At 66.6% G+C, this 24,307-nt stretch carries 24 protein-coding genes; 21 read left to right on the top strand and 3 right to left on the bottom strand.

The window, feature by feature from the left end:
- Nucleotides 1–85 precede the first annotated feature (85 nt).
- Nucleotides 86–1,024 (top strand): PDDEXK family nuclease, encoded by a 939-nt coding sequence (locus tag CFOUR_RS09635; RefSeq protein ID WP_085957248.1) that lies wholly within the window; start codon nt 86–88, stop codon nt 1,022–1,024.
- Between the two features lie 138 nt (nt 1,025–1,162).
- Here the strand turns inward: CFOUR_RS09635 and CFOUR_RS09630 are convergent, their stop codons facing one another.
- Both CFOUR_RS09630 and CFOUR_RS09625 read right to left on the bottom strand, forming a co-directional pair.
- Nucleotides 1,163–1,600 (bottom strand): MarR family winged helix-turn-helix transcriptional regulator, encoded by a 438-nt coding sequence (locus CFOUR_RS09630; RefSeq protein ID WP_085957249.1) that lies wholly within the window; start codon nt 1,598–1,600, stop codon nt 1,163–1,165.
- A 45-nt stretch (nt 1,601–1,645) separates the two neighbouring features.
- A complete protein-coding gene (locus CFOUR_RS09625; RefSeq protein WP_085957250.1) occupies nt 1,646–1,942 on the bottom strand; it encodes a rhodanese-like domain-containing protein in 297 nt (98 codons plus the stop codon).
- Between CFOUR_RS09625 and CFOUR_RS09620 the strand changes: the two genes are divergently transcribed.
- From CFOUR_RS09620 to CFOUR_RS09605, 4 genes are all read left to right on the top strand, one after another.
- A complete protein-coding gene (locus CFOUR_RS09620; RefSeq protein WP_085957251.1) occupies nt 1,941–2,672 on the top strand; it encodes a hypothetical protein in 732 nt (243 codons plus the stop codon). The genes CFOUR_RS09625 and CFOUR_RS09620 overlap by 2 nt on opposite strands.
- A gap of 158 nt (nt 2,673–2,830) precedes the next feature.
- Complete coding sequence (locus CFOUR_RS09615; RefSeq protein WP_085957252.1) at nt 2,831–3,763, top strand: hypothetical protein; 933 nt, start codon at nt 2,831–2,833, stop codon at nt 3,761–3,763.
- A gap of 120 nt (nt 3,764–3,883) precedes the next feature.
- The gene (locus CFOUR_RS09610) at nt 3,884–4,690 is read left to right on the top strand and encodes a hypothetical protein (protein ID WP_143338983.1); all 807 of its coding nucleotides are present in this window, start codon (nt 3,884–3,886) and stop codon (nt 4,688–4,690) included.
- A 36-nt stretch (nt 4,691–4,726) separates the two neighbouring features.
- Nucleotides 4,727–6,694, top strand: a complete 1,968-nt coding sequence (locus CFOUR_RS09605; protein WP_179154800.1) for a hypothetical protein — start codon at nt 4,727–4,729, stop codon at nt 6,692–6,694.
- Nucleotides 6,695–6,750: 56 nt separating this feature from the next.
- Here CFOUR_RS09605 and CFOUR_RS09600 read toward each other — a convergent pair whose 3' ends face one another.
- Nucleotides 6,751–7,284 (bottom strand): inorganic diphosphatase, encoded by a 534-nt coding sequence (locus CFOUR_RS09600; RefSeq protein ID WP_085957255.1) that lies wholly within the window; start codon nt 7,282–7,284, stop codon nt 6,751–6,753.
- A gap of 61 nt (nt 7,285–7,345) precedes the next feature.
- Here CFOUR_RS09600 and dacB point away from each other — a divergent pair, with 61 nt between their 5' ends.
- From dacB to ptsP, 16 genes are all read left to right on the top strand, one after another.
- The gene (gene dacB, locus CFOUR_RS09595) at nt 7,346–8,602 is read left to right on the top strand and encodes a D-alanyl-D-alanine carboxypeptidase/D-alanyl-D-alanine endopeptidase (RefSeq protein ID WP_290179317.1); all 1,257 of its coding nucleotides are present in this window, start codon (nt 7,346–7,348) and stop codon (nt 8,600–8,602) included.
- Entirely contained in the window at nt 8,602–9,486 is an 885-nt protein-coding gene (gene tilS / locus CFOUR_RS09590) for a tRNA lysidine(34) synthetase TilS (RefSeq protein WP_290179315.1), read from the top strand. Before dacB ends, tilS begins: the two co-directional genes overlap by 1 nt.
- Nucleotides 9,487–9,598: 112 nt before the next feature.
- Nucleotides 9,599–10,198: a hypoxanthine phosphoribosyltransferase gene (gene hpt / locus CFOUR_RS09585; RefSeq protein WP_085957257.1), complete on the top strand. Its 600-nt coding sequence runs from the start codon at nt 9,599–9,601 to the stop codon at nt 10,196–10,198.
- An 11-nt stretch (nt 10,199–10,209) separates the two neighbouring features.
- Nucleotides 10,210–12,558, top strand: a complete 2,349-nt coding sequence (gene ftsH, locus CFOUR_RS09580) for an ATP-dependent zinc metalloprotease FtsH (protein WP_085957258.1) — start codon at nt 10,210–10,212, stop codon at nt 12,556–12,558.
- Nucleotides 12,551–13,126: a GTP cyclohydrolase I FolE gene (gene folE / locus CFOUR_RS09575; RefSeq protein WP_085957259.1), complete on the top strand. Its 576-nt coding sequence runs from the start codon at nt 12,551–12,553 to the stop codon at nt 13,124–13,126. The genes ftsH and folE overlap by 8 nt, the downstream gene beginning before the upstream one ends.
- 5 nt (nt 13,127–13,131) lie before the next feature.
- Entirely contained in the window at nt 13,132–13,974 is an 843-nt protein-coding gene (gene folP / locus CFOUR_RS09570; protein WP_085957260.1) for a dihydropteroate synthase, read from the top strand.
- Nucleotides 13,967–14,338 (top strand): dihydroneopterin aldolase, encoded by a 372-nt coding sequence (gene folB / locus CFOUR_RS09565; protein WP_085957261.1) that lies wholly within the window; start codon nt 13,967–13,969, stop codon nt 14,336–14,338. The genes folP and folB overlap by 8 nt, the downstream gene beginning before the upstream one ends.
- Nucleotides 14,339–14,340: 2 nt before the next feature.
- Nucleotides 14,341–14,799 (top strand): 2-amino-4-hydroxy-6-hydroxymethyldihydropteridine diphosphokinase, encoded by a 459-nt coding sequence (gene folK, locus CFOUR_RS09560; protein ID WP_085957262.1) that lies wholly within the window; start codon nt 14,341–14,343, stop codon nt 14,797–14,799.
- Nucleotides 14,796–15,263, top strand: coding sequence for a DUF3180 domain-containing protein (locus CFOUR_RS09555; protein WP_290179310.1), 468 nt, complete (start codon nt 14,796–14,798; stop codon nt 15,261–15,263). Before folK ends, CFOUR_RS09555 begins: the two co-directional genes overlap by 4 nt.
- A gap of 10 nt (nt 15,264–15,273) precedes the next feature.
- Nucleotides 15,274–16,113: a DUF6779 domain-containing protein gene (locus tag CFOUR_RS09550; RefSeq protein ID WP_085958389.1), complete on the top strand. Its 840-nt coding sequence runs from the start codon at nt 15,274–15,276 to the stop codon at nt 16,111–16,113.
- Complete coding sequence (locus CFOUR_RS09545; protein ID WP_085957264.1) at nt 16,114–16,815, top strand: 6PGD fold domain-containing protein; 702 nt, start codon at nt 16,114–16,116, stop codon at nt 16,813–16,815.
- Nucleotides 16,816–17,607: a pantoate--beta-alanine ligase gene (locus CFOUR_RS09540; protein ID WP_290179308.1), complete on the top strand. Its 792-nt coding sequence runs from the start codon at nt 16,816–16,818 to the stop codon at nt 17,605–17,607.
- 20 nt (nt 17,608–17,627) lie between these two features.
- On the top strand, nt 17,628–18,878 hold the full coding sequence (locus tag CFOUR_RS09535) for a hypothetical protein (RefSeq protein WP_085957265.1): 1,251 nt from the start codon (nt 17,628–17,630) through the stop codon (nt 18,876–18,878).
- A 16-nt stretch (nt 18,879–18,894) separates the two neighbouring features.
- Nucleotides 18,895–20,406, top strand: coding sequence for a lysine--tRNA ligase (gene lysS / locus CFOUR_RS09530; RefSeq protein ID WP_230471774.1), 1,512 nt, complete (start codon nt 18,895–18,897; stop codon nt 20,404–20,406).
- A gap of 92 nt (nt 20,407–20,498) precedes the next feature.
- A complete protein-coding gene (locus tag CFOUR_RS09525; protein WP_085957267.1) occupies nt 20,499–22,556 on the top strand; it encodes a glucose PTS transporter subunit IIA in 2,058 nt (685 codons plus the stop codon).
- On the top strand, nt 22,549–24,240 hold the full coding sequence (gene ptsP, locus CFOUR_RS09520) for a phosphoenolpyruvate--protein phosphotransferase (RefSeq protein ID WP_085957268.1): 1,692 nt from the start codon (nt 22,549–22,551) through the stop codon (nt 24,238–24,240). The genes CFOUR_RS09525 and ptsP overlap by 8 nt, the downstream gene beginning before the upstream one ends.
- The last annotated feature ends 67 nt before the right edge of the window (nt 24,241–24,307 follow it).

Raw genomic sequence — 24,307 nt, 5'->3', positions numbered from 1 at the left:
TGGATCCGCAACGGCCTGCGTGTGCCGGAGGACGCTGCTAATCTCAAAGCCGCTGCCTCGGAGGAGGCCGCACTTCAGGGGGAAAATGGATCACGCACGGTTGGTAGCGCCGCTGGTGGCGCGCGGGGACGTCGCGTCGCAGGAATGCGTGCAGCTCTCCGCAACGAAATTCGTGCCGCTGGCGCACTGGCAAAGTCTCCGCCGCCACGAGCAGGAGTTCTTGCGGTGCTACGCGCACGGGGTAAGCGCCCACAAAGCGGTGCTGATGGGCAGATCCGCGGCGCGGGTGTACGGGATGTGGGTGGTGGGCAAGGATCCCGAGACCGTTGAGCTGGCGCAGCGAAACGGGCGGCCGCCGTCAAAATCGCAGTGGCCCAAGGGTGTGGTCTACCGCAGCATCGCGGTTCCCGACATCGACATCCGGGAGTTCGAGGCGTTCGACCCTGCCGGTGGCGGCGGCCAGCTTCGCCTCACCACCCCGGCGCGTACAGCTGTCGACATCGCCCGTTTCCATGGCGTGCGCGATGCCGTCGTAGCTATGGACGGCCTCTACCGCGAGAAAACGCCACTCCAGCTCGATGCCATCCAATCGGCGCTGTCGGCCACGATCGCACGGCTCGCGGGAAAGAAGAGCGTGGGTCTGGCCAGAGAGGCGCTCGAGCTCAGTTCGGCGAAGTCCGAATCCGCGATGGAGTCGCTCTTCCGCGTCATCTTGGGTGAACACGGCATTGAAGTCCAAGAACAGATGTGGGTGGGTAGGCGGTATCGGGTGGATCTGCTATGGGGCAACTTGATCATCGAGATTGACGGCTACATCAAATTCGAAGACATGCCTCACGCTGAGGTGATGAAGATGACCCGGCGTGAAAATTGGCTGAAGGAGCAGGGGTACGAGGTGCTCCATCTGTTTCCGGTTGAGATCTTGTTCCACGAGGCTGAGTGCATCCGCCGAGTGCTCGAGGCGAAGGCGCGTGCAGATCGCCGTGGCCCAGTGACGGTGCTGGCGACGACGTACCGGCCGTAACGGGGGGGCACGGAGCCGGTCGGCGGTCTGGTTCCAGCTAGTAGGTTCCAGCTATCAAGGCCCTAGAGTCGTCATAGCTGGCTCTTACTAGCTGGAACCGCGCCGGGAGCGACGCCAGCCTGCGTGTGCCCCGCGGCCCTACTCCTCTGCCTCCAGCGCCTGGGACAGCTTGCGCAGGCTCTTCAACTGCTTGTTAGAGGACGCCTCCAGCGCCCGGTCCTCGGCGTCTGCAACGTCGGAGGCGAGCTTCGACAGCGCCTTCGAGCCCTTCTTGGTGGCGGCGACGATCTGGCGGCGGCGGTCCTTCGGGTCGCGCTCGCGGGTGACCCAGTTGTTCTTCTCCAGGTTGTCAATGAGGCGGACCATGTCGGAGGCGTCGATGAGCAACAGCTCCGACAGTTGCCGCTGGCTCATCGGCTCCACGTCCACGCACGCGAGGATCCAGAATTCGCGCATGGTGGAGCTTTGTTTGGCCAAGGCGCGCTCCACCTCGTCCTTGGTGTGTCTGCGCACGCGTTCCACCTGGAAGTGCGGTGAGTTGGCGAGCGTGGACGGCAGTTCGGGGAGCGTCGACATAAGCCTCATCATAACTTTTTGCGCGCTCCCAACAATGGGAGTTGCCTAATTTTGGTGGGGCAGACCCTGTTCGACCCATGCGGTGGTGCCGCCGGCGACGTTGATCACGTTGTCCCAGCCGCGCGCCTGCTCGAGATACTCGCCGGCCTGGGCGCTGCGGCCGCCGGACTTGCAGATGAGGTAGATGTCCTGGTCCGGGTCGATTTCGTCGGCGCGGGCGATGAACTCGGACAGGGGGATGTTCACGGCTCCCTCGGCGCGCAAGGCGGCGTATTCGTCGGGCTCGCGCACGTCGATCAGCTGGGCACCTGCAGGGACTTCAGTAACGGAAACTTCCTTCATGGCTCGTATGATAACCGCCGTGAAGTACCACGTCCGTCGCATTGTCGCGCTGCTGATTGTGTTCCTGCTCGTGCGCGCCGGGGTTCACGCCTTGCTTCGCGACGATCCTTCGGACCCACCCGCGCAGGAGACGTCGCTGCCCGCGCAGGAGACGTCGGTTTCGGCGGCGCCTCGTCGTCAAGCAGCCGCCTCGATTGCGCAATCGCGGCCGGTGGAAATGGTGGTGCCGGTGCTGGGGCTGCGCGCCGAGTTTGAGCAGGCGGACTGCCGCGTGGTGGACGGCAAAATCGACCCGAAGGTTATGGATAAGGCGTGCGCGCTGACGGGGGAGGGGTACCCGTATCAGCTGCCCGGCACGGACGCGGGCGACATTGTTGTGGTGGCGGGCCACACGGGCGCCGGGGTCAACGCGGTGTTCAACAAGCTTTACGACGGCAAAGCTGAGCGCCACACCGTCGCTGTCGGCGATACGGTGTTCATCCGCACCGAGTCCTCCGGGGACGACTGGTTGAAGTACACCGCCACTGACCTGCATGATCCGGATAAGGGCACGCTGGCGGGCAACGCGGAGATTTGGGGCACGGGCCCGATGCCGGGCAGGTTGCTCACCATTTCGTGCATCCAGCCGGCGAACCTGCTGGCGGACAGCGTGCGCAATGCTGTGGTGGGGTGGCAGCTTGCCGGCACGGTTACGGATGAAGAGGTCGAGATGGCCTTTGAGCCGCGGTAGCTGCGGTTTTGTAGACGATTTTTCGGGCGTTGACCTGCGGAATTATCGAATTTTGGCAAAAAGTCTGAAGTTTTCGTTGAGACTTGTGTGAATAGTGTTTACTGTTGTGGCATAACCTTCCACCTGAGGTTTAGACTTTTTCTGATAGGAGCACCCGTATGAAGCGCACCATCCGCACGCTGACCGCTGCCGCTATGGCTGGCGCGATCGCGTTCTCTGTCACCCCCGCCGCCGACGCACAGACTGCAACCACCACCGAGACGGCCGCTCCTGAAGCTGCCAGCTCTGAGGCGGCTGTTGAGGCGAACGGCGGACTCGACCTGCCGACGCAGGTTGCCGACGCTAACGGCAACTACTACCAGCTGATCAACGGCGCATACGTGCCGACCGAGCTGCCGGCTGGCGCTGAAAACGTTCCGGAGTTGAGCACGAACGATGCCGGCGATCTTGTGATCACTTTTAAGGACGGCTCGACGCCGGCGATCACCATTCCGGCGCGTGTCGATGACGGATCGATTGTGGTCAATGAGGGTGCTCAGGCGGGTGCTCAGGGGAACCCGAGCACCACCCTGACCCTGGCGGAGCAGCCGAACGGCGAACCTAACGGCACTGCCGCAGGGGAGCCGAAGCCGGTTGAGGGCAAGGCTGGCGCGACCGGCACCGCTGGTGCGACTGGCGAGGGTAAGGGCGATGTCGAGGTCGAGGTTACCGGCGCTGGCTCCTCGAACGGTGCTGCTGGCGACGCAAATTCCGGGCTTTCCACCGGTGCGATCGCCGCAATCGCCGCTGCCGCGATCGGTGTCCCGATCGTCATCGCCGGCGTGACCTACTTCCTCAACCAGGACGGCCAGACCCTCGTGGGCTCTTCCGACCGCGTGAACCAGGAGCCGACCCCGGAGGAGAAGGCCAAGTCTGATCAGCTCCGTGCTGAGCACGCCGACGAGATTGCTGCGCAGCAGGCTGCCGCGGCAACCCGTGGCGTTGAGGCCGAGACCGGCTCCAACACGGTTGCCCGCACCCTGTTTGCTCTGGTGCTCGCCACCTTGCTGGGTGTAGCCGCATTCGTGGCAGGCCGCCGCTTCCTGGTCTAAGCGCCTGCTGTTGCTCCTGAAGGCCCGGTTACGTCGCCGTAACCGGGCCTTCGGCATTTTGGGGCAAACCCAGTGTTATTGGAGTGAAAGTTGTGGTTGAAGTGTGTAGACTCTCAACCAATGCTTGAGGCTTTTGCTCGAGCTTCCCGAGCCTCCGAGGAGACTGTCATGTTCCGCACCGCCCGCACCGCCGCTGTTGTCGCTGCCGCCGCATTCGCCGCCGTCCCGGTCGCCGCGTTTGCGCAGGACCTGCCGGCGCAGACCGCCAACGCTCACGGCGAGCAGTACTTCCTCAACGAGGAGGGCTCCCACTACGTGCGCAGCCTCCAGGAGGCCGCTCAGCCGTACGCACAGTTGGACAGTGGGCAGCAGGAACGTGCAGTAGCCGTTGCGGACGCAGCTGTCGCCGGGCTTATCGACGCCGGCGTGATCCGCGACCAGCCCTCCGACCAGCCGGCCGCTACCAGCGCCACCGAGGCGGCTCCGGTGCCGGAAACCGTCTCGGAGATACCCCTCGGCGCGGACGACGTGGACCCGGCTGATAGCGCACCTGTCGCCGGCGGCCTGCTGAAGTTCCCGCCGGTGCTCACGCTTGACGGCGAGACTTACTTCCTGAACAAGGACGGCCACACCTTCGTCGCAGACGTCACCCGCGTCAACGCGGATGTCACGTCGGATGAGACCGCTCAGTCCGATGCGTTGGTCCAGGCGAACGCGGGTGAAGTGGGGCGTCAGGGCCTTGAGGCGGCTCGTGCTGGCGGTGACGAAGACGTCGCAAAGCAAGAAAGTGCTGCGACACCGTACGCAGCCCGCGGCCTCGAGGCCGCCACCGGCTCGAACACTGTGGTCCGTGCACTGTTCGCCCTCGCACTGGCTGGCGGTTTGGGCGCAGCATTCTTCGCGTTCGCGCGCCGTCGCCTGGTCTAATTTGCGCAAGCTTGGAGAATGGTGTTCTCTGAGTTGGTGAATTATAGACATCTTCTCTCCGCCGCCTGTGCGACTGCGATCGGCCTCGGCCTCGTTGCCGCGCCGGCAGACGCAGCGGTGGACCCCCTCGGCAGCGAATGCAGGGCTGCCACTGCAGCAGCGAAAGCAGGCCAACCGATCCCCAACTTGGGCCAGTTTGTTTTCGGCCCGAATGACAACGCCATCGACGGCAACCTGTTGCGCATCTACGCGCCGGAGAAGTACAAGCCGTACATCACCCAGGCGACGGACCAGTGGGCGAGCGCCACTGGCGGCCTGATCCGCTTCGAATACGTCAACCAGCCCGGCTACAAAGTGGTCACGGTCCGCGAGGCGGACCTCGGCGGCTACGTTGTCGGCCGCGTACAGGGCGACGTGAACAACATGGAGCTGCTGCTTAACCCGGCCATCCTGCGCAACGGCTACATCGAGAGCCTGGTCATGACGATTGCGCACGAGCTCGGCCACGCCATGGGCATGGCGCACTCCTGCGACGGCGCCCTGATGAAAGACGGCACCAACCGCGGCAAGATTGCAAAGACCCCGCAGCCGCTAGACGCGCAGGTGCTCATCCAAGCCAACAACCTTGCGCAGTACAAAGGTCTTCCGCTGACCACGACCACTGCCGCGCCGGCCCCTGAGACTTCCGCGCCCGCCGAGACCTCGGTAGAACCTTCCGCGGAGCCGTCGGTAGCGACCTCTGTTGAGCCGTCCGAGGAGCCGTCGCTGGAGCCCACTGTCGAGCCGACGGTAGAGCCGTCTGTTGAACCGTCGCCGGAGCCCTCCCCGGAGCCTTCCATTGCGCCGTCGACTGTTTACGTGACCGAGCCGGCGACGGAATCCTCCCCAGAACCGTCCACCACTACTGCAGTCGTGGACGAGCCGGAGCCCTCCGCACCCGTTGAGTCTTCTGCTACGGCAGAAGCGAAAACAGAACTACCCAAGCCTTCTTCCTTGGCTGAGGCAGTTGCGATGGTCCGTCAGACTGCCGACGAGTACGTAGACGCTTTGGACGCCCTGAAGCAAGCTCAGGCGTCCGGCGTTGGGGTAGACGAGGCAACAGCGCAGCTAGAGAAAGCGCTGGACCGATACGCCCAGGCGACCGAGAACCGCGACGAATACGTTGCTGCTCACCCCGATGAGGCCGTTGAATCGTCGACCAGCGCGCCTTCGCAGCAACCGACTTCCGCCACGGAAACGACCACGGTTGAGCTGACTACGACGACGGCAACCACCACGACGGCTCCGCCAGTCGCTTCTGTTCCGAGCTCGTCGGAGGCGGTTGCGCCGAAGCCGTCCACTAGGTCGAGTGTGACCACTGTGGCGGCAGCACCGTCTGAGCCGGAGATGTCCGAGACGGCACCGTCCGCGGCCACGACGACTGCAGCGAAGGCGTCGACTACCACCACGACGCCTGTTCTGAGCACGACTGCAGCGAAGCCATCGACCGCCTCCAGTGCGGTGAGCGTTACCTCCCGTTCGCCGAGTGTTGCGTCTGCTCCGAGCTCGTCGCGGGCTGTAGCGCCGAAGCCGTCCACCAGGGCGAGTGTGACCACTGTGGTGGCGGCACCGTCTGAGACGGCGGCGTCCGAGACCACGACGACTGCGACGTCAACGTCCGCAGCTGCGGCGGACACCTTGGCGTCGACAAGCGAAGACATGCCCACTTCGACGTCGGAGCATCGCACGGTCGAGGTCACCGGCGAACAGAAGACAACGACGCACTGGGTGCAGCCGACCCTGACCACGCGACCCGTTGCTGAGACGACCACTCCGGCTAGCGAGAAGCCGCGGGAGATCACCACGCGGACCATCGATGTCACGGTGCCGGCCAACCCGCAGAACGGGGACGGCAAGGAGGCGCAAGTGGGCGGATCCTCCGCCGGCATCCTCATCCCGATCATTGCCCTGCTGCTGGGCACACTCGGCGCGGCTGGCTGGGCCTACATGAACGGCCTGTTCTAAAAGCACAAAAAGCCGGGCTCGCAACGATGCGGGCCCGGCTTTAGGCGCGGTCAAGCTTAGTTCTCGGTCTTGGCGTCCTTGTCCGCCTCGAGGCCCTCGCGGGAGTTGTCGCCCACGCGCTTGAACTCGTCGAGCGCGGCCTGCAGGATCGCCTCGGCCTCAGCCTTGTCGCCCCAGCCGGAGCCGGTGACTTCCTTGTTCGGCTCGAGGTCCTTGTAGTGCACGAAGAAGTGCTCGATCTCGTCCTTAACAAAGTCGGAGACGTCGGAGATGTCCTGGTAGGACTCGTAGCGCACGTCGTCGATGACGCAGAGCAGCTTGTCGTCGCCGCCGGCCTCGTCGGTCATCTTGAACACGCCGATGGGGCGGGCGATGACGGTCACGCCGGGGAAGACCGGCTCCGGGGTGATCACGAGTGCGTCGAGCGGGTCGCCGTCGTCGGCCAGGGTGTTGTCGATGAAGCCGTAGTCCGCCGGGTACGCCATCGGGGTGAACAGGTAGCGGTCGAGGAAGACGCGACCGGTCTCGTGGTCGACCTCGTACTTGTTGCGGGAGCCCTTGGGGATCTCGATGATGACCTCGATAGCCATTACTTCTCCTTTGTTCGGTGAATGTCCGCACGCCATCATACTTCGGCTACCATGTGCGCCGATGAAGGTATGGACATGGGTCGCCGGCGCGGTGGCACTGGCAGCAGTCGGCGGCGTGGCGGGCTTCGGCATCGCGGCGCACGAGCAGCTCTCCGAGATCACGCACGCCCCGCCGTACCAACTCCAGTCCGCGCCGCAGGCGCTTGAGCCGGCTTCGCCTTCGCCTATCGACGACGCTTCGCTGCGCGCCACCCTGGAATCCCTCGCCGCAAACCCCGACCTGGGCACCTTTCACGGCCGCGTGTCCGACAAGGAGGGCGAGGTGGTGTTTGAGCGCGCCTCCGGCGAGGCGCTGCGCCCGGCGTCGGTGACGAAGCTGCTCACCGCGTCCGCAGCGCTGTTGAGCTTGGGGGCCGAAGACCGCATCACCACCGAGGTGGTGCGCGGCGCGAACCCGGGGGAGGTGACCATCAAGGCCGCCGGCGACGTGTGGCTGGACGCGGAGGCGATGGACGAGCTGGCCGAGCAGGTGGGAGCCGCGGACTCGGTGCTCATCGACACCACCGCCTGGGACGGAATGGAGGAGATGCTGCCGGGCTGGAACCCGCTGGACATCGACGGCGGCTTTGTTGCCCCGCTGCAGCCGGCGATGCTCTCCGGCGGGCGACTCGACGGCGAGACCGCCGGCGACGTGCCGCGCTCGCACACCCCGGCCCTGGACGTTGCGCAGGCGCTGGCGGACCGCGTGGGCGCGAAGACCGTCGGCGTCAGCTCCGCCCCGGCAGACGGGGAGCGCGTTGCCGCGGTGGAGTCGCCGACTCTGGCGGAGCGGCTCGAGCTGATGATGAAGAACTCCGACAACGTCTACGCGGAGGCGATCGGCCGCGAGGTGGCGCTTGCGCGCGGGACCACGGACGCGCCGGGGGAGACGCTGAGCGTGCTGGAGGAGTACGGCTTTGACGTTGCCGGGGTGGTGCTGCGAGACAATTCCGGGCTGTCCACCGAGGACCGCATCGCCCCGAAGCTGCTCGACGCGCTGCTGCACGACGCGATCGCCGCGCCCGAACTGCGTGCGCTGCTGTCCGCCCTGCCCGTCGCCGCCGGCGAGGGCACCCTGGAGGACCGTTTCGCGGACTTGCCGGGCCGCGGCTGGGTTCGTGCGAAAACTGGCACGCTCGACGGCACCGCCTCACTGGCGGGCACGGTGACCAGCATGGAGGGCAACGTCTACACCTTCGCGCTGATCTGCAACGACGCCGACGTGCTCGCGGCGCGCCGGGCGATGGACGAGTTCACCTCCGCGCTGCGCGACTACTGATGGATCCTTTCTGGCCGCGCCGCAGCCCGCACTTTCTCGCTTGTCGACGCGCCGTGCGGCCGCTGACCTCCCCGGCTGTCATCGGCCTGTCCGGCGGGCCCGACTCACTCGCTCTGGCCGCGGCCGCCGCAGCGGAAGGCAAGGACGTGCGCTGCGTGGTGGTGGATCACGGTCTGCAAACCGGCTCGGAGGAAGTGGCAGAAACCGCCGCAGGTGCCGCCCGCGAGTTCGGGCTGGACGCCGAGGTGGTCCGGGTGGCGGTCGGCGCGGGCAACCTCGAGGCGGCTGCGCGCGAGGCCCGCTACGAGGCGCTGCTGGCGTACGGAAAGGACGTCTGGGTCGCCCACACCGCCGACGACCAGGCCGAAACGCTCATCCTGGGCGCGCTTCGCGGCAACCCGTCCGGCATGGCGCCGCGCACCGACCGCATCGTGCGGCCGTTTTTGGGGGTGCGCCGCGCGGACACCGTCGGCGCATGTACGGAGCTGGGGGTTGCCCCGTGGCACGACCCGATGAACGACGATCCCGCCTTCCGGCGAGTGGCCGTGCGCACGCGGGTCGTGCCGCTGCTCAGCGAGCTGCTCGGCGGCGACGCCGTGCCTGCCTTAGCCGCCGCCGCGGACCGGATCGCGGCGGATGACGCACTGATCGCGGCACTGGCGGACCTCAGCCCGACGACCTCCTGCGCGCAGCTGGCGGCGGATGCGGGGCCGGTCCGGAGGCGTCGATTAGCTGCGTGGCTTCTCAGCGAGGGGGTGCCGGTGCAGGGCGATCAGCTGGCGGCGGTGGAAGCCTTGGTCGTCGATTGGCACGGGCAAGGCCCCGTCGCTGTCGCCGGCGGGCGCGCGGTGGTGCGCAAAGGCGGTCAGCTGGCTTTAATCTAGCCCAAACCGCGCAGGTGGTTGTACCTTCCCGCGGGCAGGTGGCAAGATGTGGAAGTTACGCGCACGTGAACGCAAACTGACGCGACAAACCGCGAGAGGGAAGGGCCAGCCCATGACCGAGTTGCACGACACCAAGGACTTCAACGTCCCGCCACACCGCTACGGAGACGACGTGGAGGCGATCCTGATCCCGGAGGACGTGCTCCAAGCGCGCATCCAGGAGCTGGCGGACATGGTCTCGGAGAAGTACCGCGACGCGGAAGACGACCTCATCTTGGTGTGCGTGCTCAAAGGCGCGGTGTTCTTCCTCACCGATTTCGCGCGCAAGCTGTCCATCCCGGCGGAGATGGAGTTCATGGCCGTGTCCTCCTACGGCAACTCCACCACCAGCTCGGGCGTGGTGCGCATTCTCAAGGATCTGGACAAGGAGGTCGCGGGCCGCGACGTGCTGGTGGTCGAGGACATCATCGACTCCGGCCTGACCCTGTCCTGGTTGCTGCGCAATCTGCGCAACCGGAACCCGAAGAGCCTCGAAGTCGTTACTCTTTTGCGCAAGCCGGAGGTGCAGACGGCCAAGATCGACCTGCTGGACATCGGCTTCGACATCCCCAACGAGTTTGTCATCGGCTACGGCCTGGATTACGCCGAGCGCTACAGGGACTTGCCGTATGTGGGCACGCTGCACCCGCGCGTGTACTCAGACGCTGACTAGAACAAAGGTTTATGAGCAAAAATAAAAAGGTTTTGCGGTGGGGCGTCATCGGCGCCATCGCGCTCATCGTCCTCTACCTGATCACGCTGTTCGGGGACGATTCCCGCGCCTACCAGCGCGTGGACACCTCTGTGGCGCTCGAGCAGCTGCAGAACCACAACGCGGAGGCAGTGCAGATCGACGACCGCGAGCAGCGCGTCCGCATCGACCTGCGCGAGCCGATCACCGTGGACGAGCGCGAGGGCATCGAGTCCATCGCCGCCCAGTACCCGGCACGCACCACCCCGGACATCTTCAGCGCAGTGCGCGAGTCCGGCGCGGACAAGTACGAAACGAACGTGACGCAGGAGTCCTTCCTGATGTCCATGCTCGGCTTCATGCTGCCGATGGTGCTGGTCATTGGCCTGTGCATCTACTTCATGTACCGCATACAGGCGGGGGGCGGCGGGCCATTCGGCATCGGCGGCTCGAAGGCGAAGCAGCTGACCAAGGACAACCCGACCAACACGTTCGCGGACGTCGCCGGCGCCGACGAGGCGGTGGACGAGCTGCAGGAGGTCGTGGACTTCCTCACCGATCCGTCCGTCTACGAAAAGCTGGGCGCGAAGATCCCGCGCGGCGTGCTGCTCTACGGCCCGCCCGGCACAGGCAAGACCTTGCTCGCGCGCGCCGTCGCCGGCGAGGCGGGCGTGCCGTTCTACACCATCTCGGGCTCCGACTTCGTGGAGATGTTCGTGGGCGTGGGTGCCTCGCGCGTGCGCGACCTGTTCAAGCAGGCGCGCGAGAACAGCCCGTGCATCATCTTCGTCGACGAGATCGACGCGGTGGGCCGCCAGCGCGGCTCTGGCATGGGCGGTGGCCACGACGAGCGCGAGCAAACCCTGAACCAGCTGCTGGTGGAGATGGACGGTTTCTCCGGCCGCGAGGGCGTGATCTTGATCGCGGCGACGAACCGCCCGGACATTTTGGATCCGGCGCTGCTGCGTCCTGGCCGCTTCGACCGCCAGATCCCGGTGACCAACCCGGATCTGTCTGGCCGTGCGCAGATTCTCAAGGTCCACGCCAAGGACAAGCCGTTGGCGGACGACGTCTCGCTCGACGCGTTGGCCAAGCGCACCGCGGGCATGTCGGGCGCGGATCTGGCCAACGTGCTCAACGAGGCCGCGCTGCTCACCGCCCGCATTGGTGGCAACGTGATCACCGCGGACGCGCTCGAGGAGGCCACGGACCGTGTCATCGGCGGACCGCGCCGCTCCAGCAAGGTCATCTCGGAGCACGAGAAGAAGGTCACCGCCTACCACGAGGGCGGCCACACGCTCGCCGCGTGGGCGCTAAAGGACATCGAGCGCGTGTACAAGGTGACCATCCTCGCGCGCGGGCGCACCGGCGGCTTCGCCATGACCGCGGACGAGGACGACAAGGGCATGTACACCCGCGACGAGCTGTTCGCCCGCATGGTCTTTGCCATGGGTGGGCGCTCCGCGGAAGAACTGGTCTTCGGCGCGCCTACCACGGGTGCGTCCAACGACATTGAGCAGGCGACCAAGATCGCGCGTGCGATGGTCACCGAGTACGGCATGACCTCTGCGCTCGGCGCCGTGAAGTACGGCCAGGAGCAGGGCGATCCCTTCTCCGGCCGCGGCGGGGGAGGTTCGCTGGAGTACTCGCCGGCGGTGGCGGCCAAGATCGACGAGGAGATGCAGTTGCTTCTCGACGAAGCCCACAAGGTCGCCTACGCCACCCTCGAGCGCTACCGCGACGAGCTGGACACGCTCGCCTCGAAACTCCTGGAGAAAGAAACGCTGCGCCGCGGCGACCTAGAGGCCATCTTCGATTCTGTGGAGCCTACCCGCCCGCAGCTGCCGGAGCACGACCCCCGGTTCGGCCGGCAGGCGTACCGCGACCCGGTGAAGACCCCGGTGGAGATTGCCAAGGAGCGCGGCGAGGAGCCGCCGAAGCGCTTCTCCATCTTGGAGCAGTCGAAGGCGACGCGCGAGCGCCGCCGCAAGGAGCGCGAGGCTGAGCAACAGCAGCCTCCGAAGAAGGGCTCGACGCGCTGGCAGCAGCCGAAGAGCAACCCGCCCCAGTACGGCGGGCCGAAGCCCCCGGAGGGGTGGACGTACAAGGGCGCGCCGGCAAACGAGCAGCAGGCGCAACCCCAGCAACCCCAGCAGCACCCGGGCACCCGGAACTATCCGGCGGAGCCGGAGCAGATTGGCTTCCGCCTGCCGGAGCACGAGCGCCCGGACCACGCCTCGCGCGGACCGGAGCCGGAGACCACCCCGGTCGAGTCCGACGAGGAGACGACGCAGCTGCCGCGCGAGGAGCGTCAGCCGAGGCACAGGAGGGAAGATGACTAACTCGAACTTCGACCGCGAGCGCGCGGAGGCCGCGGTGCGCGAGCTGCTCCTTGCGGTGGGGGAGGACCCGGACCGCGAGGGGCTGCGCGAGACACCCGCGCGTGTCGCCCGCGCCTACGAGGAGGTCTTCGCGGGTCTGCACGAGGACCCGACGGTGCACCTGGAGAAGTCGTTTTCCGAGAACCACCGCGAGCTCGTGCTTGTCCGCGACATCCCCATCTACTCCACCTGCGAGCACCACCTGGTGCCGTTTTACGGCGTGGCCCACATCGGCTACATCCCCGGTCCGGAGGGCAAGGTGACCGGCCTGTCCAAGCTGGCGCGCGTGGCCGACATGTACGCCAAGCGCCCGCAGGTGCAGGAACGGTTGACGGCCCAGATCGCGGACGCGATCGTGGACAAGCTCAACGCCTCCGCGGTTATCGTGGTCATTGAGTGCGAGCACCTGTGCATGGCCATGCGTGGGATCCGGAAGCCCGGCGCGACCACCACCACGTCGGCGGTGCGCGGCGGCTTCCAAAACAACGCCGCTTCGCGCTCGGAAGTGCTGAGCCTGATTAGGGGATAGGAGCCATGACCACCGTCGCCGAGTTGACCGTGCCAGGGCGCACGAGCGTGATGGGCATTGTCAACGTCACTGAAGACTCGTTTTCCGACGGCGGCAAGTGGCTCGCCGCGGACGACGCCATCGCGCACGCGCACGAGCTGGTGCGCTCTGGCGCGGACATCATCGATGTGGGCGCGGAATCGACCCGCCCGGGGGCGACTCGCGTGCCGGCGGAGGTGGAGGCGCAGCGCATTCGTCCGGTGATCCGGGCGCTGCACGAGGACGGAATCCGCACGTCGGTGGACACCATGCGCGCCGCCACCGCGCTGGCAGCCGCGGAGGAGGGCGTGGACCTGATCAACGACGTCTCCGGCGGTCTTGCGGATCCGGACATGTACCGCGTGATGGCGCAGACCGCTCTGCCGGTGTGTCTCATGCACTGGCGCGCGGACGCCTTCGTTAACGCATCCGGGGCGGCGGACCACGGCGGCGACGTCGTCGCGGATGTGCACGGGGTGCTTGCGGAGCTCGTCGATAAGGCGACTGCGCAGGGGGTAGACCCGGCGCAGATCACCTTGGACCCGGGCCTTGGGTTTGCCAAGACGGCGGCGGACAACTGGGCGTTGCTCAATGCGCTGCCGGAGTTCATCGCCGGTGAGTTTCCCATTCTCGTGGGCGCGTCGCGCAAGCGCTTCCTCATGGAGGTGCGCGCGGACCGGGGGCTCGAGCATTCGCCTCTCGACGCCGATCCCGCCACCGCCGCAGTCACCGCGCTCGCGGCCCACGCCGGTGCGTGGTGCGTGCGGGTGCACGAGGTGGCGGTCTCCCGGGACGCTGTGGATGTTGCAGAAAGGTGGCGCAATGGCTGACCGCATTGAACTCAAGGGGCTGAAGTTCCACGCCAACCACGGGGTGCTCGAGCACGAGACCGCGTATGGCCAGGCGTTTTCCCTGGATATCACCTGCTGGCTGGATTTTGCGGGCGCGGCGCGCGAGGACGACTTAACGCAGACCGTCAACTACGCCGAGCTGGCTGATACCGTGTTGCGGATCGCCACCGGCACTCCGCGCCAGCTCATTGAGACGGTGGTGGTGGAAATCGCCGAGACGGCCATGCGCAGCTACGACGCGCTGCACGCCGTGGAAGTGACCTTGCACAAACCGCATGCGCCGATCCCAGCAGTCTTCGACGACGTCGCGGTGGTGGCGCGGCGCTCACGGAAACGGATGTAGCCATGCGTGCGGTGCTGTCTTCGGGCTCGAACATGGGGGATGCGCGAGCCTTTCTGCGTTCTGTGCTGGACGAGTTCGACGGGGAGGTTGTCCGCGCAAGCTCCGTCTACGCTACCGCCCCCTGGGGCAAGACGGACCAGCCGGACTTTCTCAACCAGAGCGTGCTGGTGGACGTGGACGATTCGCCGCACGAGCTGCTGGCGCGCTGCCAGAAGCTGGAGCGGCAAGCCGAGCGCGTGCGCGAGGAGCGCTGGGGGCCGCGCACCCTCGACGTGGACATCGTCTGGATCGAGGGGCACACCTCGCAGGACCCGGAGCTGACCGTGCCGCACCCGCGCGCGCACCTGCGGCAGTTCGTGCTCGAGCCGTGGCTGGAGATGGACCCAGCTGCGACACTCGGCGCCACGCCGGTGAGCGAACTGCTCGCGGGCCTGGAGGACCAAGGGGTGCGAAAGCTGTGAAGCGCACGCCGTACGAAGGGTTGATCGCCGTCGCCGGGTTTTTCGCGGCTGCCGCGGTGATTCTGGTGCGCCGCTTTTACGGCCTGCTGGAGTCGCTGAACATGGTGGTGCCGCTGTCGCTGTGGACGATGGCGGCGATCGCCGGCTGGCTGGCGCTGGTCGTGCGCAAGCGCCGCAAGGACGGCAAGGTGGGGCTGGACCGCAGCCAGCTCAACCCCATGCAGGCGGCGAACTTCATGGTCTTTGGCAAGGCGAGTGCCTGGGCGGGAGCAGTCTTCGGCGGCCTCTACGGCGGCACGTTGAGCTTTGTGGTGACCAAGATTCGCGTGCTGGAGGCGGCGCCTGGCGACGTCCCGCCGCTGGTGGCGGGCACCCTGGGCGGGCTCGCCCTGTGCCTGGCCGGAATCTGGCTGGAGAAAAACTGCGAGGTGTCGCCGCCCAACGAGGGCCAAGGCGTTAGCTAGAGTGTTGGGCATGAGTGCCCAGAATGCGTCCCCCGACCGCGCGAGCCTATGGGTCATCGTGCCGTTTGCGGCCGCTGTGATCGGCACCGTGGTCATGCTGTTCACCAACTCCGCGAACGCGCTGAAGGTTGCGCTGATCTTCGCGCTGTGGGCGGGCGCCGCGGGCATCCTGATCAACTCCAAGGTTCGCCGGGACCGCGACGCTGCAACGACTGAGGCCGCCGAGGCGGAGCGCCGCATGCAGGAACAAGAACAGCGCCACCGCGAAGCGCTGGAGGCCAATCCGGCCGCGAATGCAGATGTGGTGGACGTGAAGGCGCTGCGCGAGCTGCAGGACCAGATCCAGGCACTGCGCACCCAGCTGGAGGAGCTCAACGGCCGGGTCTTCGAGTACGAGCCGGCGGCTGTGCGCGCCTCCGCTCGCCGCATCAGCGAACTCGAGGCGACTCCGAAGCCGGCGTCGAAGCCGGAGCCGGAGCCGCAACCCGAGCCCAAGCCGGAGCCGAAACCAGAGCCGAAGCCGCAGCCGACCCACACGCCGTCCACGGACGACACTGTGGTGATCAGCCGCGTGCGTGCTTCCCGTCCGACCGGTGCGCCGAGCTCCGACGCAATCGCGGGGCGCATCGGCACGCAACCTTCGGCACGCCCGGCGCGCAACCCGCTGTCGGACTTGATCAGCGAGCGCGAGGCGGAGAAGGCGAAATCGGAGCCGGCGCCCGAACCAGCATCCGAACCGGCACCTAAGCCCGCACCTGAGCCGGAGCGCCGGTCCGGCCGCCGTCGCCGTGACGAGCGCGGCGAAAAAGCGGTCTCCGTCGCCGAGCTGCTGGCGCGCCAGGGGAAGTAGATGCCGCCTCGCCTGCTGGTGGGGGCGGTGTTTGGCCCGACCCCGCTCGCGGAGCAGTTCGAGCGCGCCGGCCACACCGTGCGCCCGCTCGATATCCGTGAGGACCCGGGTGCGGTGGCGCATGTGGATCTTGTGCTTCTCGACGCACCTTCGGACGAGATCCGCGCCGCCTGCGGCATCCTCGCCGACTATGCGCGCCCGCGCCAGATGTTCCTGCATACCGCGCTGGGTGAGGGCCAGCAGCTGCTGGACGACGTGGAAACCGCCCACGCAATTACGATGTGCGCCCACAACATCTTCGACAATGTGTGGGTGACCTCCGCTGCCGACGAACTGGGCGAGACCGTGGTGGGATTACTCATCGCGGAGATCGGCGGGGTGAGCATGCGCATCAACGACACGGCCCGCCCCGCGATCGCGGCGGCGCAGGAGCTGCGGTCGCTGGAGACAGTGTTGAGAGACGACGCGCTGGGGCTGCTTACCCAGGCCGTCCCCGGTTTCGACGCGGTGGCGCAGCAATTCCTCGCCGCCGGGTCGGGCACCCGCGGGACGCGCACCACGCAGCAGCTGGACGCGCTCGTCGGCGCGCTGCCCGACCCCGGCGTGCGGCGGCTGTTTGTCGACGTCGTGCGCAGGCGCAGCGAAATCGAGCAGGACACCGACACAGAGCTGTGGGTGATCCAGAAATACGAGGGAGGATAAATGGCGTTCGAACCAGGCCAAGCGGTAGTGGTGACCGACGAGAAGTTGCTGGCCACCTACGGCAGGGCGTTTCGCAAGATCGGCAAGTCCGTGGTCGTGGTGCCGCTGGGAACGGACGTCCACGGCGGTCACGTGGAACTCATCCGCGCCGCGAAGTCGCTGCTGGGCTCGTATGTGGTGGTCACTTTCTCCGGCGAAGAGGTGCCCGAGGTCTTTGCCAGGGAGAAGGTGGACGTGGTCTTCCACGGGCAGTTGAACACCTCGGTGCGCGTGGATGCCGGGGTTGCGCCGCTGGAGGATGCGGAGGAGACGCAAAGCGCCGTCGCCAAGCATCTCGCCGCGATCAACGCCGCACACGCCACGGACGTGGTGCTGGGGGAGAAGGACTTCGAAGTGCTCGTGGCCACCCAGTACGCGGTGGCGGGGCTGCGCATGGAGTGCAAGCTGCACAGCGTGCCCACGGTGCGCACCCCCGACGGGCTGGCGCTGTCGAACAGGAACGCCCGCGTCGATGAAGACAAGCGCGAGGTTGCGCTGGCGTTGTCCGCCGCGCTGACGGCGGGCGCGCACGCTGCCGAGCACGGCAAGGCGAAGGTGCTTCAGACCGCGCGCGGCGTGCTGGAGGCTGCGGGTGTGCACCCTGCCTACCTGGAACTGCGCGACCTGGCTATGCGCGAGGCGCCGGAGGAAGGCGACGCGCGTCTGCTGGGCGCGGTGGATTTAGGTGAGGTGCGCTTGATCGACAACGTGGGCCTTCCCCTTGGGGTCGGCTTCAAGCACGTGGAGGCATGACACCCGGTAGACTCACGCGCATGTCCAACGCCAACATCGCCGGATTGCTCGCAGACCGTTTCGGGTTCACCTTTACCCCGGAGCAGGTTGAACAGACCGGGAGCACCGAGACGTCCAAGCTCTACACCGCTATCGACGACACGGGCCACGGTGTGGAATTGGAACTGTTTGATGCTCCGGTGGATGCTGCAATTGGCGACGAGGTAAATACGTTGAACTCCCGCCTCGCACTGGCGGCGCACCCCGGTGCGTTCCAGCCGCGCAGCGTGGGCACTACCGACGAGGGCAAGCTGTTTGTCCTCCGTGAGGCGCCCACCGGCACTCCGCTGTCCGAGCTGATTGCAAAGAAGGGCGCGACGTTTAGCAAGCAGGAGGTGCGCGACCTGCTCGCCCCCGTGGCGGAAGCGGTCGACGACTACGACTTGAAGGGCCTGTCTGGCTTCGTCTCCCGCTCGATCACACCGGAGCGCCTGCTGGTGCAGCCGCAGTGGTCTTCCACCCCGGTCAAGCTGACCCTCGTCGGCCCGAGCACGGATCCGGCGAAGAGCGACGAGGTGGCCGCGCAGAACAACGTGGAGAAGTTCGCTGCCGTGGTGGCGCTGATGACGGGCGAGCAGCCCCGCGCCGGGGCCCGCACCTGTGCAGGTGTGCTCGAGACCGCGCCGGCGGAGCACGTGGCCGCAGAGCGCCCGGACCAGTCGGTCGCTCCCCGTCCGCAGGACGGCTACCGCAAGCCGCCGGAGCCTTACGCCTACGGCACTGACGGCGTTTACTCCCGCCCGGCGGCGCCGAAGAAGAAGAGCCCGTGGCCGTGGGTGATTGCCATCCTGGCGCTTCTGCTGATCGCGCTGGCCGCACTGTGGTACTGGAGCACCCACCACGGCGAGGATTGGGTTGGTGCGGAGCAGCAGATCGCGGAGACCTACCCGAAGGTGGTCTCGGAGCGCTCCGGCCAGCAGGGGTGGAAGGAGTTGACCTGCGAGCCGGGCTCGCTGGATCTGGACCAGACCGGCAAGATCCGCTGCTCCAACGGGGACCTGGGCGTCTCGGCGGTGCAGTACGCGTCCCAGTCCGACCGCGACGATGCGGTGCCGGACCCGAGCGAGGCCGTGATCCTGGGCTCCGGTGAGTGCACGATCCACTCCTACGAGCTGCCGGACGCGACCCCGCCGGCGTTTGTGATGGTGCCGCAGGACAAGCCGGAATACCTGTTCATCGTCAACGGCTATGACGCGGAGAACCAGCGACTGGACCTTCCCGTGTGCGAATAAGCTACGATTATTCGCCGTGACTACGCAGGACTTTTCAGAGCAGCAGCAAATCCGCCGGGAGAAGAGGCAAAGGCTTATCGACGAAGGGCGGGACGCCTACCCCGTCGAAGTCGATCGCACGACGTCTCTGAAAGACCTGCGTGCCAAGTACGACGGCACGCTGGAAGCGGGCGAGGAAACCCAGGATGAGGTTGCCGTCGCCGGCCGCATTATGTTCCAGCGCAACACCGGCAAGCTGTGCTTTGCCACCCTGCAGGAGGGCGACGGCACCCAGCTGCAGGTGATGCTCTCGCTCGCAGAGGTCGGCGAAGAGGCCTTGGCGCAGTGGAAGGCGGATACGGACCTCGGCGACATCGTCTCCGTGCGCGGCCGCGTGATCGCGTCGAAGCGCGGCGAGCTGTCCGTGATGGCCAAGTCCTGGCACATGGCCTCCAAGGCGCTCAACCCGCTGCCGGTCGCGTTCGCGGACATGAACGAAGAACAGCGGGTGCGCCGCCGCTACACCGACCTGATCATGCGCGAGGACGCGCGCACCAACGCCTTGACCCGCATCAAGGTCATCGCCGCGGTGCGCAAGTACCTCACGGGCCAAGACTTCGTCGAGATTGAGACTCCGATGCTGCAGACGCTGCACGGCGGCGCCGCGGCACGTCCGTTTGTCACCCGCTCCAACGCGCTGGACATCGACCTGTACCTGCGTATCGCGCCCGAGCTCTACCTCAAGCGCGCCGTCGTCGGCGGCATCGAGCGCGTCTTCGAGATCAACAGGAACTTCCGCAATGAGGGCGTGGATTCTTCCCACTCCCCGGAGTTCACCATGCTGGAGACCTACCAGGCGTGGGGCACGTACAAAGACGGCGCGGCCACCATGAAGGGGCTTGTGCAGTTCTGCGCCGAAGAAGTCTTCGGTTCCCAGAAGGTCACGCTGGCGGACGGCACGGAGTACGACTTCGGCGGCGAGTGGAAGATCCTGGAGATGTACCCGAGCCTGAACGAGGCGCTGCAGCGCAAGTTCCCGGGCCAGCCAGAGGTCACCGTCGACACCGACGTGGACACGCTCAAGGGCATCGCGGAGGCCATCGGCCTGAAGGTGCCGGAAAATGCCGGTTGGCTGCACGGCAAGCTGGTGGAGGAGATTTGGGAGGAGCTGTGCTCCGACCAGCTCTACGAGCCGACCTTCGTGGTCAACTTCCCGGTGGAGACCTCGCCTCTGACCCGCGATCACCGCGACAAGCCTGGCGTGACCGAGAAGTGGGACCTGTACGTGCGCGGCTTCGAGCTGGCCACGGGCTACTCCGAGCTGGTTGATCCGGTGATCCAGCGCGAGCGCTTCGAGGACCAGGCCCGCCTGGCTGCCCACGGCGACGACGAGGCCATGGCGCTCGACGAGGACTTCCTCGCCGCCATGGAGCAGGGGATGCCCCCGACAGCGGGTACCGGCATGGGCGTGGACCGCTTGCTCATGGCCCTGACTGGCCTGGGCATTCGCGAAACTGTGCTGTTCCCGATGGTAAAGCCGGAGGCGTAGGGCACATCTGACTGCCTACCGGTTGGAGCTGGTGGTTATAACCAACTAATGTTTGGTGCGACCCAACCATTGTGGTTGAAAGGAGCACCAGCATGGCAACCACCAAGGCGAGCCTGCAAGACCAGGCCGCCGACATCCTCGCCGGCATCGGCGGGGCAGACAACATCGCGTCGATGACGCACTGCGCGACGCGTCTTCGTTTCGAGCTAAACGACACCTCCCTGGCGGACAAGGACCGCTTGGAAGCAAACCCCAAGGTCATGGGGGCCGTCCCGCAGGGCGGCAGCCATTACCAGGTCATCGTCGGTGGCGACGTGGCCAGCGTGTACAACGCGATGAACCGCCTGCCGGAACTAGCGAATCGCGACGTGTCCAACGAGGACCTCAAAGCCCAGCAGCGCGACAAAGCCAAGGGCAAGGTCCCGTGGCTGGACGCGTTCTTCGAGTACCTCTCCGATTCTTTCCGCCCGATCCTGGGCGTGCTGCTCGGCGCGTCGCTGATCATCGCGTTCGCCGCGGTGCTTGACGCATTCCACCTTGTGAACTTCCACGCGGAAGTGAAGAGCCCGGGCTGGCAGTTCGTGGATGCAATGTGGAACTCCGTGTTCTTCTTCCTGCCGGTGGCGGTGGCCTATAACGCGGGCAAGAAGCTGGACATCGACCCGTGGGTGCCGGCCGCGATCATGCTGGCGCTGTTCACCCCGAACTTCATGGAACTGGCCGACCACCCCGAAGCACGTGTGGTGGAGCTCTTCGGCGAGCCGACCGATGTTGTCGACGTCTTCGGCCTGCCCATGATCCATAACGGCTACGACGGCAACGTCTTCGTGCCGCTGATCATGGCCGCTGTTGCCGCGCTGCTGTACAAGGGCCTGCAGAAGATCATCCCCTCCGCCGTGCACATGGTCTTCGTGCCGTTCCTCACCATGCTGATCATGATCCCGGTGACCGCCTTCCTCATCGGCCCGTTCGGCTACCTGCTCGGCGCCTGGATCGGCACCGGCCTGGCGTGGATGAATGGCAATGCCCCGTTCATCTTCGCCCTGCTGATTCCGATGCTCTACCCGTTCCTCGTGCCGCTGGGGCTGCACTGGCCGCTCAACGCCCTGATGCTGGTCAACATTGACACCCTCGGATACGACTTCATCCAGGGCCCGATGGGCGCATGGAACTTCGCCTGCTTCGGCGCTACCGCCGCGGTGCTCGCGCTGTCCATCCGCGACCACGACCCGCTGATGCGCCAAACCTCCGGCTCTGCGCTCGCTGCCGGCCTGCTCGGCGGAATCTCTGAGCCGTCGCTCTACGGCATCCACCTGCGCTACAAGAAGATCTACCCGCGCATGCTCGTGGGCTGCTTCACCGGCGGCCTGACCATCGCGATCCTGGGTACCCCGTTCGGTGGCGTGAAGACGGGCGCGTTCGTGTTCACCTCCATCCCGACCATGTTCGTGTTCGACCCGAGGTGGGTGTACATGCTGGCCATCACGGTGGCGTTCTTCACCTCCTTCATCATCATCTTCATCACGGACTACCGCACCCCGGAGGAGAAGGCCGACGCGCTCGCCCGCGCCGCTGCCGCACGCAATGCCGACGAAGCTGAGGAGGCCGAGCTGGTTGAGGACGAAGTCACGGCCACGGATGACCCGGCGAAGCTGCCGTCGGAAAGCAATGCGGATGCCGCCGTGCTCGCACCCGTTGCCGGCGAGGTTGTTGCGATGGAAGCGCTTTCCGATGCCGCTTTCGCCTCCGGCGCCCTCGGCCAGGCAGTCGGCGTCACCCCCGAAAACACCACGCTCACCGTGGTTGCACCCGCGGCCGGCAAGGTGATTTCCGTGGCGAAGACGGGCCACGCCTACGGCATCAAGACCGACAACGGTGTGGAGCTGCTGGTGCACATCGGCATCGACACCGTCAAGCTCGGCGGCGAGGGATTTACCCCGCTGGTGGAGAAGAAACAGATGGTCAAGGCGGGCGACCCGCTGGCGGAGGTTGACTTCGCCGCAATCGCCGGTCACGGCGTGGACACGACGGTTATCACTACAGTGGTGAACTCGAAGAAGCTCGGCGGCGTCAATGACGTTGCAGACGGCACGGTCGTCGCTGGCGATCCGATTCTCGAGGTCACAACTGAGGTGAACACGAATGTCTAACCGCACCGTCCTGCACGGCATCGGCGTATCGGCCGGTACCGCATCCGGCCCCGTCGCTGTGGTCACGCCCGCAGTGGGTATCGACGAGCACGAGCCGGCCTCCGTCGACCCGGAGGCCGACGGCGAGCGGATTCGCTCTGTGCTTAACGACGTTGCAGCTTCGCTTTCCGCACGCGCCGAGCACGCCAACTCGGACTCGGCGAAAGCCGTGCTGGAAGCGACGGCCGCTTTGGCCACCGACAAGGGCCTGATCCGCGGCGTGGACAAGGAGCTGAAGAAGGGCACCGGCGCCACCAAGGCGATCCACGACGCGGTGGAGGTTTACGCCAACAAGCTGCGCAAGCTGGGCGGCTATATGGCCGAGCGCGTGACCGACCTCTACGACATCCGCGACCGCGCCACCGCGCGTCTGCGCGGCCTGCCGGAGCCGGGTGTGCCGGACTTGACCGAGCCGTCGATCCTGATCGCGCACGATTTGGCCCCGGCGGAGACCGCGACGCTGGACAAGCAGCTCGTGCGCGGCATCGTCACCGAGGCCGGCGGCGCGACCTCGCACACCGCGATCCTGGCCGCGCAGCTGGGTATCCCGTGCGCCGTGCAGGTCAAGGGCATCGCGGATGCGATTGTCGACGCACCTTCGGTCGCCCTCGACGGCGGCGTCGGCGAGGTCATCGTTACGCCGAACGAGTCGGACGTGGAGGAGCTCGAGGAGCGCTCGCGCCGCCGCGCGGCAGCGCTGGCCGGTTCCTCCGGCGAGGGTGCGACCCGCGACGGCCACAAGGTGAAGCTACTGGCCAACACGGGTACCGCCGACGATGCGCAAAGTGCCGCCGGCTACGACTTGGAAGGCTCCGGCCTGTTCCGCTCCGAGTTCCTCTTCTTGGACCGCGACTCCGCGCCGAGCGTGGCAGAGCAGACCGAGACCTACACGTCGGTGCTGCGCGCCTTCGGCAGCCGTCGCGTGGTGGTGCGCACCCTGGATGCGGGTGCTGACAAACCGTTGTCCTTCGCCAACCTCGGCGAGGAGGAAAACCCCGCCCTGGGCCGCCGCGGCCTGCGTCTGTCCCAGGCGCGGGAGGACCTGCTGGACGATCAGTTGGCCGCCCTCGCCGCGGCGGCAGGCAACGTGCCGGAGTCCGAGCTGTGGGTGATGGCCCCCATGGTCGCCACCGTGGAAGAGGCGAAGTGGTTCGCCGAGCGCGCCCGCGCAGCCGGACTGAGCAAGGTCGGCGTGATGGTGGAGACCCCGGCGGCGGCCATCCGCTCCGCGCACGTGCTCGAAGAAGTGGACTTCGCTTCCATCGGCACTAACGACCTGTCCCAGTACACGATGGCCGCAGACCGCATGCAGGGTGAACTGGCCGAGCTGCTCTCCCCGTGGCAGCCGGCGGTGCTGGCCATGATCCGCGAAACCTGCCGGGGCGGCGAAGCCACCGGCAAGCCCATCGGCGTATGCGGCGAGGCCGGCGGTGACCCGCTCATGGCGCTCGTGCTCGTGGGGCTGGGCGTGAAGTCGCTGTCCATGGCGCCGGGCAAGGTCAACGCGGTGCGCGCCGCGCTGCGCCTGCACGACTTCGACACCTGCCGCCAGATGGCCAACTTCGCTGTCGACGCGCGCACCGCCGCGGGCGCCCGCGAGGCCGTGCTGGCAATCGCCGATCCGGTGCTGAAGGACCTGCTCTGATCCACGGAATCGACGTCGACAAGCAGGGGCGCTGCGCCCACTGGCGCTCTGCACGCGACGTCGTGGC

The sequence above is a fragment of the Corynebacterium fournieri genome (assembly GCF_030408775.1).
GTDB lineage: Bacteria > Actinomycetota > Actinomycetes > Mycobacteriales > Mycobacteriaceae > Corynebacterium > Corynebacterium fournieri.
The sequence above is the reverse complement of the archived record's forward strand: the minus strand, read 5'-3'. Positions and strand labels throughout refer to the sequence as shown.